This is a genomic window from Paenibacillus sp. NPDC093718, from assembly GCF_050279985.1.
In the GTDB taxonomy this organism is placed as follows: Bacteria; Bacillota; Bacilli; order Paenibacillales; family Paenibacillaceae; genus Paenibacillus_AQ.
Genome location: NZ_JBNNUS010000003.1, coordinates 670,019 through 683,072 on the forward strand (window position 1 = coordinate 670,019; position 13,054 = coordinate 683,072).

Below are 13,054 nucleotides of genomic sequence, written 5' to 3' on the forward strand. Positions count from 1 at the left end.
TATGCAGCGTCTATTTGGCGAATCGAACGTTGCGATTGATAGCGAGCTTCTTGGCTCTAAAGCACTAATCACCCTAATTCCGGAGCGGCTTGCCTTTCGCCAGCATATGCTGCATGCGCTGCTGGGTTTTGACCTCGCCGAGCAGGCTGAGGAACGCTTCGCGCTCTAGGTCGAGCAGATGCTGCTCGCTCACCACGGTTCCCGCAGGAACATCGCCGCCCGTCAGGATGTGCGCCAGCTTCTTCGCGATCAACAGATCGTGATCGCTGATATAACCGCTGCGCTTCATGTCGATGGCGCCCATCTGGAGCACGGCCCGGCCGTCGCGGCCGACAACGCGGGCTTTGCCCGGCTGCGGGGGAACATAACCTGCCCGGTCCATCGCAAGTACCGCCTGCTTCGCTTCATAGATCCGGTAGTCCTGATTCATGACCACCGTATCCCCGCTGCGCCCATAACCCATGCGGATTGCTTCATGTCCGCTGGTCGATGCCTTCGCCATCGCCACCATCTCGAAGATTTTGTTAATCTCCGGCTGGAGGTCGCTCTCCTTGTCGGGATGACGGTTGCTGGTCATGAGCGCCAGCTCCTTACAGCCGCCGCCTGCCGGAATGAGGCCGACCCCCGTTTCTACGAGACCGAAATAGGTCTCCGCCGAGAAAATGATCCGGTCAGCCGGCAGGCACGCTTCCACACCGCCGCCCAGCGTCATCCGGTGAGGCGCAGCCACAACCGGCTTCTCCAACCCCTTCAGCTTCATCATGCTGCCCTGGAACAGACGGATGATGTCATCCACCTCATCCCAATCGCCGCTCTGCGCTTCCATCAGCATGAGCATCAGGTTGGCGCCGACGCAGAAGTTCCGGCCTTCGTTCGCCAGTACCAGCCCCCGGTAATTGGCCCTGACCTCTTCCACGCTCTGCTGAATCATGACCAGAATATCGGCGCCGATCGCGTTGTTCGGGGAAGTGAATTCAAGACAAGCTACACCATCCCCAATATCGATCAGGTTCGCCCCCGTGTTTGAGCGGATGATCCGGTTTTGCGATTTGAGCGCTTGCAGCGAGATCAGCTCAGGCTGAACCTCTACACCCTTATACTCGCCTTTGAAATAATGGAACACCTCGCCGTCCTTCTGCTGATAGAAGGACTTGTTCCCGGCGGCAATCCAATCCTTCACCCAAGCCGGAACCGTCATACCCTCCGCTTCCATGCGCTGCACGGATTCCGGCAGTCCGATCAGATCCCAGGTCTCGAATGGACCGAGCTCCCAGTTGAAGCCCCATTTCATCGCGTTGTCGATGTCCTGAATGGAATCGGCGATCTCTCCCAGCTTGTCGGCCGCATAGACAAGCACTTGCTTCAATACATTCCAAGCCAGTTCAGAGTAACGGTCCTGCGTACCGAGGAATGCCTTGATCTTCCGCTTGGCTCCCTTAACCGCTTTGGCCGCTTCGATGGAAGCGGAGCTCACTTTGGCGCTCGGATTGTACTCCATCGTGGACAGGTTAAGCGATAAAATTTTGCTGCCTTGTTCGCTCTTTACTTTTTTATAGAATCCCTGGCCGCCCTTCTCACCGATCCAGCCGCGGGTGACAAGTTCATTCATGACATCGGGAACTGTGAACACGTCCTTCTCGTTCCCGTCCGGTACGGAGTCGTACACGTTTCTAGCCACATGGACAAAGGTATCAATGCCGACCAAATCCAGCGTACGGAAGGTCGCGCTCTTCGGACGCCCCAGAACGGGCCCGGTGGCCGCATCCACTTCCTCAACGGTATAGCTGTTCTTCACCATCTCTTGCAACGTCACCAGGAGACCGTAGGTGCCGATCCGGTTCGAGATGAAATTGGGCGTATCCTTCGCAAGCACAACCCCTTTACCAAGGCGCTTCGTGCAGAAATCAACCATAAACTTCGTAATGTCCGGATCCGTATCAAAGCACGGGATAATCTCCAGCAGCTTCATATGACGCGGCGGATTGAAGAAATGGGTCCCCAGGAAGTGGCTGCGGAATTCCTCGCTGCAGTCCTCGACCATCGCATTAACGGAAATGCCGGAGGTATTCGTGCTGACGATCGATCCTTCCTTACGCACGCCCTCAATCTGCTTGAAGATGCTTTTCTTGATTTCCAGGCGCTCCGTGACCACCTCAATGATCCAGTCCACGTCCTTCAGCTGGCTCAGATGATCCTCGGTATTACCCGGGGTGATCCGGCCCACAAAATCGGCGCTATACAGCGGAGCTGTGCTTGATTTAGGCAGAGCCGCAATGGCTTTGTCCGCAAGCCGGTTTCGTACCTTCGGATGATCCAGCGACAATCCGGCTTTTTCCTCTTCGGCGGTTAAGGATTTCGGAACGATGTCGAGCAGCAGGCAGGGAATGCCGGCATTGGCGAGATGGGCGGCGATCCCCGACCCCATGACGCCAGAGCCGATCACGGCGGCTTTGGTTATGTTTCGACTTGCGACACCGGAACCGCTGACGGATTCCTTGGTAATGGTATTACTCATTGCACAACGACCTCCTGTTCATGGATTTCGGATAGACCGAATACGGATAACTCCAGGATTTCTGCGATATCTCGCGTTTTGACGCTTTCTTCCACTTCCTTCAGCTTCGTGCCGTCCTCCAGCATCGTCAGGCAGAACGGACAGGCTGAACTGATCATCGTCGGAGATACGGCCAGCGCCTGCTCGGTACGCGCCAGATTCACGCGTTTGCCCGCGTCCTCCTCCATCCACATCTGCCCGCCGCCTGCACCGCAGCACATCCCGTTCTCGCGATTTCGCTCCATCTCCAGGAGCTCAACGCCAGGAATGGCGCGCAGCACACTGCGCGGCTGATCATACACGTCGTTATACCGTCCCAGGTAGCAGGAGTCATGATAGGTGATTTTCTCCTGAACCTGGTATTTAGGCTTAAGACGCCCTTCCTTCACGAGCTGGTCCAGCAGCTCCGTATGATGAATGACCTCGGCTTCAAGCCCAAACTCCGGGTACTCGTTCTTCAAAATATTGAAGGTATGCGGACAAGCCGTCACGATTCGTTTCACATCATACTTCTGGAATGTCTCGATGTTCTCCGTGCACAGCTGCTGGAACAGAAATTCATTGCCCATCCGGCGCGGCGTATCGCCCGAATTCTTCTCCTCGTTGCCTAGAATGGCGAAATTGACACCCGCTTCATTCATAAGCCGGACAAAGGCCTTGGTGATCTTGCGGCTTCGATTATCGTAAGAGCCCATGGAGCCGACAAAGAACAGCACATCGAAATCCGGATTTTCCTTCACGGTCGGAATCTTCAGATCCAAAGTCCCTTCCGGATCGACCTCCTTCACCCACTTGCTCCGGTCCGCGCGGCTGATTCCCCAAGGGTTGCCTTGTCGCTCGATGTTTTGCATGGCGCGCTGGCCTTCCTGCGGCACGCTGCCCTCCATCAGAACGAGATGACGCCGGAGGTCCACGATTTTATCGACATGTTCATTCGCGACCGGACATTGATCCTCGCAGTTGCGGCAGGTCGTGCACGCCCAAATCTCTTCTTCCGTCATGACGCCGCCGATCAATTGAATGTCCTTCGGGTCTACTCCCTCGACTTGGTGCCAAGAGCGCTTCTGCACATCCATCGTCGGTCCGATATCGGTGATGCCCTCGCCCTTCCAGCCGACAAGCGCCAGATCCGTCGCAGCCATCGTGTGGGAGCCGGGCGATCCAAACACCGAGGCAGGCATCCATGCTGATTTGGAGGTGAGCGCGGCCCCTTTTTCCGTGAGATGATCCCTCAGCTTCACAATCATGTGCATCGGCGACAGCAGCTTGCCTGTATTCGATGCCGGGCACACGTTGGTGCACCTTCCGCACTCGACGCAGGCATAGAAATCCAGCATCTGTTTCTGCGTGAAGTCCTCGATTTTGCCGACCCCAAATTCCTCGGCCTCCTCATCCTCCAGATCCAGCTTGCTGAGCTTGCCCGGGGGATCGGTGCGGCGTACCAGAATGTTAATCGGCGCTGTAATGAGGTGAAAATGCTTCGATTGCGGCACATAGATGAGGAATGACAGCAGAATCAACAGATGCAGCCACCAGAACGCGTAATAACACACCGTCACCGCCACCGGCGGCATCCAGGCAAACACGGCCGCAATACTTGATGAGATCGGGGCCATTGCCGACCACGCCAGTCCTTCCATGAGCCGTTCAAAAGCCATCGTCAGCAGCACCGAAGCCATCAGCGTGGTGATGAAAAATACGACAATGCTTGGCTTCCATCCCCGCTTGAGCCGTTTCAGCTTCTCGCCATAGCGGCGATAGGCCGCATAACCGATAGCGAGCAGGATCAGCGCAACCGTAATCTCCTGCATGAGGATAAAGCCCGCGTGGCCCGGTATCGGCAGGCTGTGACCGAACAACCCTTTCCAGATGATGTCGAGCGCTCCGAACTGCAAAATGATAAATCCGTAAAACACGATAAAGTGCATGATGCCGCTCTTGCGATCCTTAAACAGCTTGCTTTGTCCGAATACCTGGATGGCGAACTGGCTCAGGCGTTCCTTCAGATCCTTCTTCAGATTCGCTGGCTTGCCCAAACGGATATACAGGTACCGGCGATACACCACGGTGGCAAACATATACACCGCCCACCCGGTGATCAAGACAAAGAGCAGCGCGTTGATTAATGTTAGAATCATCTCTCTCAGCCCCTTGCGTTAAATATCCTTCTTTCTTCTGGTAGTCTGGTGCAGCGTCCCATTTTCCGAAGCTCCTGTCACTCCTTCCAAAACCTCTTGTCATGTGTTCATGTCGGGACAATATATGAAGCGCTTTCATTAGAGGAACGAAAATAGACCTCCACATCGTGCCGTGCCGACCACGCTAAACCGAACTTCATCGTTTCTGGCTGCATCTCTTCATCCGTACATCGCTCTCATCTGTACTTCCCTGCGGATACCCAGTGACTTGTTTCTTCCGGTTGAACTGCCGTCTATTGCTCTGATATGAACGCCTTATTCTGCTGCTCTGATCCAACTGCTTCATCCATTTCGCGCTTCTTCATAACCCATCGTTGACAACGACATGAACGTATTTTATGATGGATACAAGAAATGAATGAGTATTCATTCATAATTTTAACTGTATTCTAACACCGGGGTGAGCATATGACAAGTAAAAAAAATGAAAAATACCACCTTATCCTCCAGGGCGCCCTGAAAGTATTCGCCGAGAACGGCTACCATCGGTCCCAGGTTTCCAAGATTGCCAAGGCCGCCGGCGTGGCTGACGGCACCATCTATTTGTACTTTAAGAGGAAGGAGGATATCCTGATCCGCCTGTTCCAGGAGAAGCTTGGTGAGCTGGTCGGCAAATTCCACGAAAGCGTGGAAGGAACCACGGACGCCGTGGAAGCGCTGCGAACGGTGTGCAGCATCCATTTCTCGGAGCTGGAGAGCAATCCCGAGCTTGCTTATGTCACGCAGATTGAGCTGCGGCAGAGCGATCTGGAGCTGCGCAAGGAAATCGGCAGCGCATTGAAGCCATATATTGTGCTGATCGAGAATATTCTGGAACAGGGCATCAAAGAACAGAAATTCCGTTCCGATCTGAACGTCAAGCTGGTGCGCAACCTGATTTTTGGCGCGATGGACGAAGCGGTAACCTCTTGGCTGATCTCCGGCCGCAAGTATTCTCTGTCCGATCAGGCGGATGAGACGCTTAGCTTTTTCCTGAACGGTGTTTCCGGCGGTCAATAAGTCCGCTGATATTCATATTGAAGGGAGCGTTTAACCGATGAAGATTGTGGTATTGCTTAAACAGACCTTTGACACGGAGGAAAAAATTACGATTGAGAACGGATCGATTGCCGAGGATGGGGTGAAATTTGTCATCAATCCGTATGACGAGTATGCGGTGGAGGAAGCTGTGAAGCTGCGGGATGACCACGGCGGCAGCGTGACACTCCTATCCGTCGGACCGGATCGTACGGCAGAGGCCCTGCGGACGGCGCTGGCCATGGGCGCCGATGATGCCGTGCTGATCTCCGACGAGCGAATCCCGGACGATGAATATGCGGTATCGAAGGTGCTGCATGCGTATTTGTCCAAGGAAAGCCCGGATCTGATCCTTGGCGGCAACTTCTCCGTGGACCGCGGTTCGGGTCAGGTGGCCATTCGCTTGGCGAGCCTTCTCGGTATTTCGCATGCCGGCTCCATTACCAAGCTTACGCTGAACGGTACCACGGCTGAAGTCCATCGGGATGCCGAGGGCGATCTTGAAGTGCTGGAGGTTCAGCTCCCAGCCATCTTTACGGCACAGCAGGGATTGAACGAACCCCGCTATCCATCGCTGCCTGGCATCATGAAGGCAAAGAAAAAGCCATTTCAGACGTTGACCCTGGATGATCTCGGGTTATCGGAGGCCGATATCCAGCCGGCAACGAAGCAAAGCGAGCTGTCCTTACCGCCGGAGCGAAGTGCCGGACGCATTCTGAAGGGCGATCCTGCCGAAGTGGCGAATGAGCTGGTATCCTTGCTCCGCACCCAGTCGAAAGTGATCTAATGAACGGGTGTACGGGTGTGCCCCTTTGACTCTCGCTATTGAATGCGGTTACACAGTACCGACAGAGAGCCATGTCATCATTCCTTATGTATTCTGATTGTATGGTTAACGGGATGTCCGTCATGCACGCTTTTCGCTTGATACGTTTCCCGAATCCGGAGCAGCAGCGGTCGGAGAAATTTCCTGAATTCGCTTAGGTTGCTCAGGCTGGTTCAATCGTCAAACTCTCTTCTCTTCAATCTCAAATGGATTCTAGGAGGTTATGATATGAGCAAAACGATATTAGTGTATGCCGAGAACCGGGATGGGAAGCTGCGCCAGGTTGCCCTCGAGACGCTTGGCGCGGCTCGTTTGATTGCTGGTGACGGTGACAGCATCCGCATTCTGGTCGCAGGCTCGAATATTACCGAGGCCGTATCGGCCCTGAACACCTACGGTGCCGATACGATCTATACGATTGAGCATGATGATCTGGGGAGCTATAATCCCGAAGCTTATATGGCGGCCATTGAAGCGGTTATCGGTCAAGCGCAGCCAGATGCCGTCCTATTCGGACATACGGCCATCGGCCGTGATTTAGCACCGCTCGTCGCCGCTTCCCTGAATGCCGGGCAAATTTCCGACGTAACTGCGATCGAGACGGAAGGTGGAGAAGCGGTGTTCACTCGTCCGCTCTATGCGGGTAAAGCCTTTGAGAAGCGCGTCTTCCAGAACGGACCGTGGGTGGTCACGGTGCGCCCGAACAATATTCCCGCCGCCGAAGCCATCGAAGGCGCGAGCGCCAGTATCGAAGACATCGCTTACCCGGCTCCTTCCCTCCGCTCCGTGGTAAAGGACGTCGTCCGCAAAACCACGGGAAAAATCGACCTTTCGGAGGCCAAAATCGTCATTTCCGGCGGTCGCGGCGTGAAGAGTGCAGAAGGCTTCCAGCCGCTGGAGGAGCTGGCGGATCTGCTCGGCGGGGCCGTCGGCGCATCGCGCGGAGCCTGTGATGCCGGCTACTGCGATTACGCGCTCCAGATCGGACAGACAGGCAAAGTGGTCACGCCCGAGATCTATATTGCCTGCGGCATTAGCGGCGCTATCCAGCATCTGGCCGGCATGAGCCAATCGCGGGTCATTATCGCGATTAACAAAGACCCTGAGGCACCGATCTTCAAGGTAGCCGATTACGGCATCGTTGGCGATCTGTTCGATATCGTCCCGCTGCTGACGGAGGAATTCCGCAAGGTCCTGGTATCGTAAGACTTCTTAACGGTTTATCCCACGATAACACGTCAAAAAAGGCTGCTCCAAAAGGTCCAAGGGACCTGGGGCAGCCTTTTTCTTCGTAAGTTTTGCCACAGCGATGCCCCTTCGACTATGAATCATTCCTGGGGACAGCCTCGTTGATGGGATGCAAAACAGGGCCTAGCGTATCGCCTTTAAGAACCAAACCGCTTCAGCAGCTTCTGCTGATGGGCCGTAAATGCTTCTTCCAGCGAAATGCCATAGAGATCCGCCAATAGCGAAATATTGCCGAGCACGTCGCCGATCTCCTCCACCAAATCCTGCTTGAGCTGTTCCCTGGATTGAACCTCCTCGTCGGGGCGGTCCCTGCCGATCTCATAAGCGCGGACGGCACGCGCCGTTTCCCCTGTCTCCTCCATCAAAAACCCAACGCGAATAAAGGGACCGTACTGGGTCCAGCCCCGCTCCCCGTAAAATTGTTTGATCCATTGCTGCGCTTCATTCATATCCATGCTTGTGCTACCTCCGCGATTCCCTAGGATGACTTAACCTTTACTTTTTACATAATTCAAGAACAAACTCATGATAATGCTAACATGTATGCCATAAGATAAGAGGGTGCCATCTGATGATCATTAACAATATAGTCCATCGATGCCATGACATAAATCACTATATATAGTATAATTGCACAAATGAAATATCAACATCTTGTCAAGGAGTGTGCGAATTGAAATCTATATGCGTATTTGCAGGATCGAACATGGGGGAACACCCAGACTATAAAGCGAACGCTGCCGAGCTCGGCAGACATATTGCCCACAACCAATACAAGCTCGTATACGGCGGCTCCAAAATCGGATTGATGGGTGAAGTAGCTAACGCCGTTTTGCAGCATGGCGGTGAAGTTATCGGTGTGATGCCGAGGGGACTGTTTAAAGGCGAGATTGTACATACCGAGCTGACCCAGCTCATTGAAGTAGCGGATATGCATGAGCGCAAAGCGACGATGGCGAAACTGTCCGACGGTTTTATCGCCATCCCGGGGGGTTTTGGAACCTTTGAAGAGTTGTTCGAAGTATTGTGCTGGTCGCAAATCGGAATCCATCAGAAGCCGATCGGGCTGCTGAATGTCCGGGAGTATTATGAACCGTTCATGAAGCTGATTCAGTACAGTATCACGGAAGGTTTCTCCAATGCCTCCCACTTAAACCTGATCAACATCTCCGATGACCCGCTCAAGCTGCTTGAGCTCATGGATAGCTACACGCCTCCGACGCTGGACTTGAAGTGGAAGGACTTGGATTAAAGGGCGTTTGTGGAGAATAGCGACCATTCCCCCACATTTAGGGGAAATCTTATACGCACAAGTAGGATGATGCGTATTTATGACTCTCTACCACGGATCTACCGTATTCGCAAGGAAAGGCACCGGACTCCCGGTGCCTTTTTATCTTGCAATAGCGATGGTCGTGATATTACACAAACCCGCCGTTCACGCGGAGCGTTTGGCCCGTGATCCATTTCGACTCTTCACTTACCAGGAACAGCACGACCCCTGCAATATCATCCGGTTCGCCTAGGCGTCCGAAGGAGTTCATGCTCACGATCCCCGCAATCTGTTCCTCCGATTTGCCTACGGTAAAGAGTTCCGTATTAATCGGCCCCGGCGCCACCGCGTTAATTGTAATTCCTTTAGGCCCGAATTCTTTGGCTAACTGACGCGTAAATTGCTCCACAGCGCCCTTCGTGCCTGCATATACGCTGTATGTCGGAAACATCTGTCCAGCTACCGAGGTCGAGAAATTGATGATGCGGCCGCCCGAATTCATATGGTGAAAAGCCTGCTGGATCGCGAAATAAGTCCCCTTCACGTTAATCGCAAACTGCTGATCGAAATCTTCCTCTGTCATGGCCGCAATCGGCTTGGTGGCCATGATGCCGGCATTGTTCACGAGGATATCGATTCCGCCATAAGCCTCGATCGTTTCACTAAACAGTCGTTCAATAGCTGCTACCTGACTTATATCGGCTTGAATGGCCCGAGCTTCGCCGCCGCCCTGCTTAATGGCGCTTACCACTTCCTCGGCTTTAGCCGGGCTGCTCGCATAGTTTACAACCACCTTAGCCCCGTTCTCCGCAAGCCTCTCCGCCATTTCACGCCCGATGCCTCTTGATGCTCCCGTTACGATAGCTACCTTGCCCGATAAACTCTTTGTCATGATACAACCTCCCGCATAGGAATTAGGTGCACGGATATCTCATCAGGTGGATCCTCTGATCTGCACGTTTTTTTGTAATTTGATTATATGTCTGTCTATAACAAATTACAAGTGACAATTTTATATTTTTGTCATTTGTAATTGAACAAGCATAAAAAAGACGCTACCCCATGCGAGTATCGCCAAGAATAGCATCTTTTTAACGTAGGCGTGATCTCACCGTGCTAACTCCCGAAGTGCTATGCCTTATTGCATAACGGCGGCCTCGAGCACTGCATTGTTCCCGTTTACTATTATTCTCGCCCGTTTACTATTTCGTGATTCCGGACAGCAATAGCGACCAAACCGACTCAAAATCGGCTTCAATCTCCTTCGAGGTCCACTGAGAGGCATGCGCCGGATGGTGAAACAGGGACGTTGCCATGAAAAAGGCTTTTGCCACCGACTCCGACTGGCCCGGCTTAAATTCACCGGCATGCATCCCTTGAGCGATGATCTGGGTAATCTGTCCAATTAACAGCTTTACATGCGTATCAATCACCTTGACGGCTTCCAGCGTCACGGTTGTATACATGGCAAACATCTCGGGATCCTCGAGGACATAAGCCCGTTTGGCCCGGATGAGGGTATCCGTCCATAACCGCAAGCGATCGGCGGCGCTGCCTTCCGTTCCGTCTGCAATCTTCTGTAACGGATCCGCAATCCGCTGCAGCCATCGTTCCGTTACGGCTTCCCTCAGAGCGGCCTTGCTGGGAAAATGCCGGTATAGTGATCCATGGCTGACCTGAAGCGCCTTGGCAACATCGACAACCGAGGTCTTGTCAGGGCCATAGCGCCGAAGCGTCTGTTCGGCAGCGTCCAATATGGCTTCTTTCGTTAATGGCTGATCATGTGACATAGGTTCGATGAGCACTGGGACCTTCCATTATAGTCCAAATGCCCATCTTCACGCCCCCTCTCTGTTGAACACATTATAACAAACCATCATTCAATATCAATATTGAACTTTTGTTATTTGTTATAATTGAAATCCCCGCTTCATCCCTTGATCACACCCCCTCATGGGATGGTTATAATAGCTTCATTGATCCGGATACCATGCATATCGGCCCCTACGGCACAGAGCCGGATACGCTGGCGAAAATGTATGCCTACATGAAACAGCATCACTACGACCAGGACGGGCTGCATCATGAGATTTATTTATCCGATCCACGAAAAGCCGCCTCCTCCTCCATGAAAACCATTCTCCGTGCACCTGTTAGACAGAAGAATTAGAACAGACAGAGGAGTAAAGCGCGTCCTCTCTGAAAAGGACATCCGGGCAAAAAGAGGGGGCCGGCATTGCCGGCCCCCTCCCGTATTTTACGCTCATTCTATATCTTACGAATGCTTAGCAGCGAATTGCCGTTCTTCATAAACTCATAAGGCACTTTAACTTCCGCCACCCGAAAGCCTTCTGCCTCCAGCTCATGAATCATGCGCTCCAAATGAGCGTAGCGGCTCCCCGATAAATCGGTCAACGGGAAGATGCGCACCTCTTCCGAGGCAACCCGCAGCAGCTCCCGAATTGTCTGGACATGAAAGTCATAATCCAATCGGTCACTGTACATAAACAGAAAATGGGCGGACAGTACCAGGTGAAACTGTTCGTTTTCAAAAGGCAGCTCCGGCAGTACCGCAGCGACATAGCGTTCCGGAAACTCCCTCATATCCTGAACGCAGTCACGGAGCGCTTGCTCGCGATGCCGACGAAGCCCCTCCACATCTCCATAATAGTCCCAGACATAATTGCTCTTCGCTTGCTCCATCGTTTCCATCGCGTGCCGGATATCCTGCAGTCCCTTGGTCTCCAGGTCGTCCAGCTTATGATCATACGCAATATCACTGGCTGTTATATCGATTCCATGCTTCGAACCGTGAGCGGTGAACGAACACGCACCGGAAGGGCAGTCCAATACCCATTTGCCGGCAAGCTCCGACATTTCCAAATCAAACATTTGCGTGTACTCGTCAAACGTGCGGCCAATGAATACAACCCGGTCCAATTCCTGTTTGGTCTTGCCTTGACTCTGCTCAGCTCTACTCATCTCTACTCACCTCAGCTATTTATTGTGGTTACGGGTGCGACGGTTACTTCCCCACATCCGCAACAATATATTACCATAAGATGAAATGATGGATTATATTATTCACAGAATCCCAAACTCCACGCCGCCTTCAACCGTTCTATTTATACTATAATATAGATAACTAACTTTCTTCGGGGGGGGGATTTCCTTATGCTGCCTTATCCTGCTGCTACGACTAGAGAAGAGAAAATGAACATCATTCACCAAATCAAAGACCGGCTGCTTCAATTGCACGGCGATGACATTCTGGCCATTGGCCTGTACGGTTCGATTGCGCAAGGGATTGATGGTCCTTACTCGGACATTGAGCTTCGGGTTGTTACACGGGACGGAGTCTCCCTGCCCGGGCACGAATTCATATACCCCCCTTTCAAAATTGAAATCGGCATGGAACAAAAACGGGACATCTTCAAGGCAGCAGCGTCTGTGGACGACTCATGGGCGATTACAGCGGGCGCTTATGTCCATCTACAGGAAATCTACGATCCGGCGAACCTGCTCGCTGAGATTCGGAAGCTGCCCCTCCAGGTTTCGGACGAATCCATCAAAGAAACGATGCGGGAATTCATGATCTGGGAACCCTACGAAACGATGGGTAAAATACGAAACAACGTCCAATCCGGCAACCTAGGCTACCTCCCGCTTGGAGCCAAGGACCTGACCTGGCAGACGGCCAAGCTGATTGGACTTGCCAACCGAACGTTTTACAATACAAGAGCCAAGACATTGGAGGAATCGCTGTCCCTGAAATCCAGGCCTTCGGGATACGATGAGCTGGCACAATTGGTGATGCGGGGTCAGCTTCTCCAGATCGATCATGTGTATGAGCTTTGCGAACAGCTCTGGACCGGTCTGAACGCGTGGTATGAAAAAATGAATATTGAATATAAATCAAAAGAGCTTCCATTCTGATG

At 52.9% G+C, this 13,054-nt stretch carries 12 protein-coding genes; 6 read left to right on the forward strand and 6 right to left on the reverse strand.

Going from position 1 to position 13,054, the window contains the following annotated elements:
• Window positions 1-73: 73 nt before the first annotated feature.
• Together ACQKPA_RS12850 and ACQKPA_RS12855 are read right to left on the reverse strand one after the other, a co-directional pair.
• Window positions 74-2,515, reverse strand: a complete 2,442-nt coding sequence (locus ACQKPA_RS12850) for a 3-hydroxyacyl-CoA dehydrogenase NAD-binding domain-containing protein (protein WP_427492712.1) — start codon at window positions 2,513-2,515, stop codon at window positions 74-76.
• Complete coding sequence (locus tag ACQKPA_RS12855; RefSeq protein WP_427492714.1) at window positions 2,512-4,692, reverse strand: (Fe-S)-binding protein; 2,181 nt, start codon at window positions 4,690-4,692, stop codon at window positions 2,512-2,514. Before ACQKPA_RS12855 ends, ACQKPA_RS12850 begins: the two co-directional genes overlap by 4 nt.
• A gap of 468 nt (window positions 4,693-5,160) precedes the next feature.
• On the opposite strand from ACQKPA_RS12855, the gene ACQKPA_RS12860 reads away from it, so the two are divergent.
• The 3 genes from ACQKPA_RS12860 (at window position 5,161) to ACQKPA_RS12870 (ending at window position 7,801) form a co-directional block, all read left to right on the forward strand.
• The gene (locus tag ACQKPA_RS12860; protein WP_100539665.1) at window positions 5,161-5,751 is read left to right on the forward strand and encodes a TetR/AcrR family transcriptional regulator; all 591 of its coding nucleotides are present in this window, start codon (window positions 5,161-5,163) and stop codon (window positions 5,749-5,751) included.
• Window positions 5,752-5,788: 37 nt separating this feature from the next.
• On the forward strand, window positions 5,789-6,556 hold the full coding sequence (locus ACQKPA_RS12865) for an electron transfer flavoprotein subunit beta/FixA family protein (RefSeq protein WP_427492716.1): 768 nt from the start codon (window positions 5,789-5,791) through the stop codon (window positions 6,554-6,556).
• 267 nt (window positions 6,557-6,823) lie between these two features.
• A complete protein-coding gene (locus tag ACQKPA_RS12870) occupies window positions 6,824-7,801 on the forward strand; it encodes an electron transfer flavoprotein subunit alpha/FixB family protein (RefSeq protein ID WP_427492718.1) in 978 nt (325 codons plus the stop codon).
• Between the two features lie 179 nt (window positions 7,802-7,980).
• Here the strand turns inward: ACQKPA_RS12870 and ACQKPA_RS12875 are convergent, their stop codons facing one another.
• Window positions 7,981-8,298, reverse strand: a complete 318-nt coding sequence (locus ACQKPA_RS12875; RefSeq protein ID WP_127596058.1) for a MazG nucleotide pyrophosphohydrolase domain-containing protein — start codon at window positions 8,296-8,298, stop codon at window positions 7,981-7,983.
• Between the two features lie 218 nt (window positions 8,299-8,516).
• Between ACQKPA_RS12875 and ACQKPA_RS12880 the strand changes: the two genes are divergently transcribed.
• Complete coding sequence (locus ACQKPA_RS12880) at window positions 8,517-9,095, forward strand: TIGR00730 family Rossman fold protein (RefSeq protein ID WP_427492720.1); 579 nt, start codon at window positions 8,517-8,519, stop codon at window positions 9,093-9,095.
• A 169-nt stretch (window positions 9,096-9,264) separates the two neighbouring features.
• Here the strand turns inward: ACQKPA_RS12880 and ACQKPA_RS12885 are convergent, their stop codons facing one another.
• Both ACQKPA_RS12885 and ACQKPA_RS12890 read right to left on the reverse strand, forming a co-directional pair.
• Complete coding sequence (locus tag ACQKPA_RS12885; RefSeq protein ID WP_427492722.1) at window positions 9,265-10,008, reverse strand: SDR family oxidoreductase; 744 nt, start codon at window positions 10,006-10,008, stop codon at window positions 9,265-9,267.
• Between the two features lie 310 nt (window positions 10,009-10,318).
• Window positions 10,319-10,915: a TetR family transcriptional regulator gene (locus tag ACQKPA_RS12890; RefSeq protein WP_427492805.1), complete on the reverse strand. Its 597-nt coding sequence runs from the start codon at window positions 10,913-10,915 to the stop codon at window positions 10,319-10,321.
• Between the two features lie 191 nt (window positions 10,916-11,106).
• Between ACQKPA_RS12890 and ACQKPA_RS12895 the strand changes: the two genes are divergently transcribed.
• Window positions 11,107-11,286, forward strand: coding sequence for a GyrI-like domain-containing protein (locus tag ACQKPA_RS12895; RefSeq protein WP_427492724.1), 180 nt, complete (start codon window positions 11,107-11,109; stop codon window positions 11,284-11,286).
• A gap of 98 nt (window positions 11,287-11,384) precedes the next feature.
• Here the strand turns inward: ACQKPA_RS12895 and ACQKPA_RS12900 are convergent, their stop codons facing one another.
• Complete coding sequence (locus ACQKPA_RS12900) at window positions 11,385-12,098, reverse strand: SAM-dependent methyltransferase (protein ID WP_427492726.1); 714 nt, start codon at window positions 12,096-12,098, stop codon at window positions 11,385-11,387.
• A gap of 192 nt (window positions 12,099-12,290) precedes the next feature.
• On the opposite strand from ACQKPA_RS12900, the gene ACQKPA_RS12905 reads away from it, so the two are divergent.
• Entirely contained in the window at window positions 12,291-13,052 is a 762-nt protein-coding gene (locus ACQKPA_RS12905) for a kanamycin nucleotidyltransferase C-terminal domain-containing protein (protein ID WP_427492728.1), read from the forward strand.
• The last annotated feature ends 2 nt before the right edge of the window (window positions 13,053-13,054 follow it).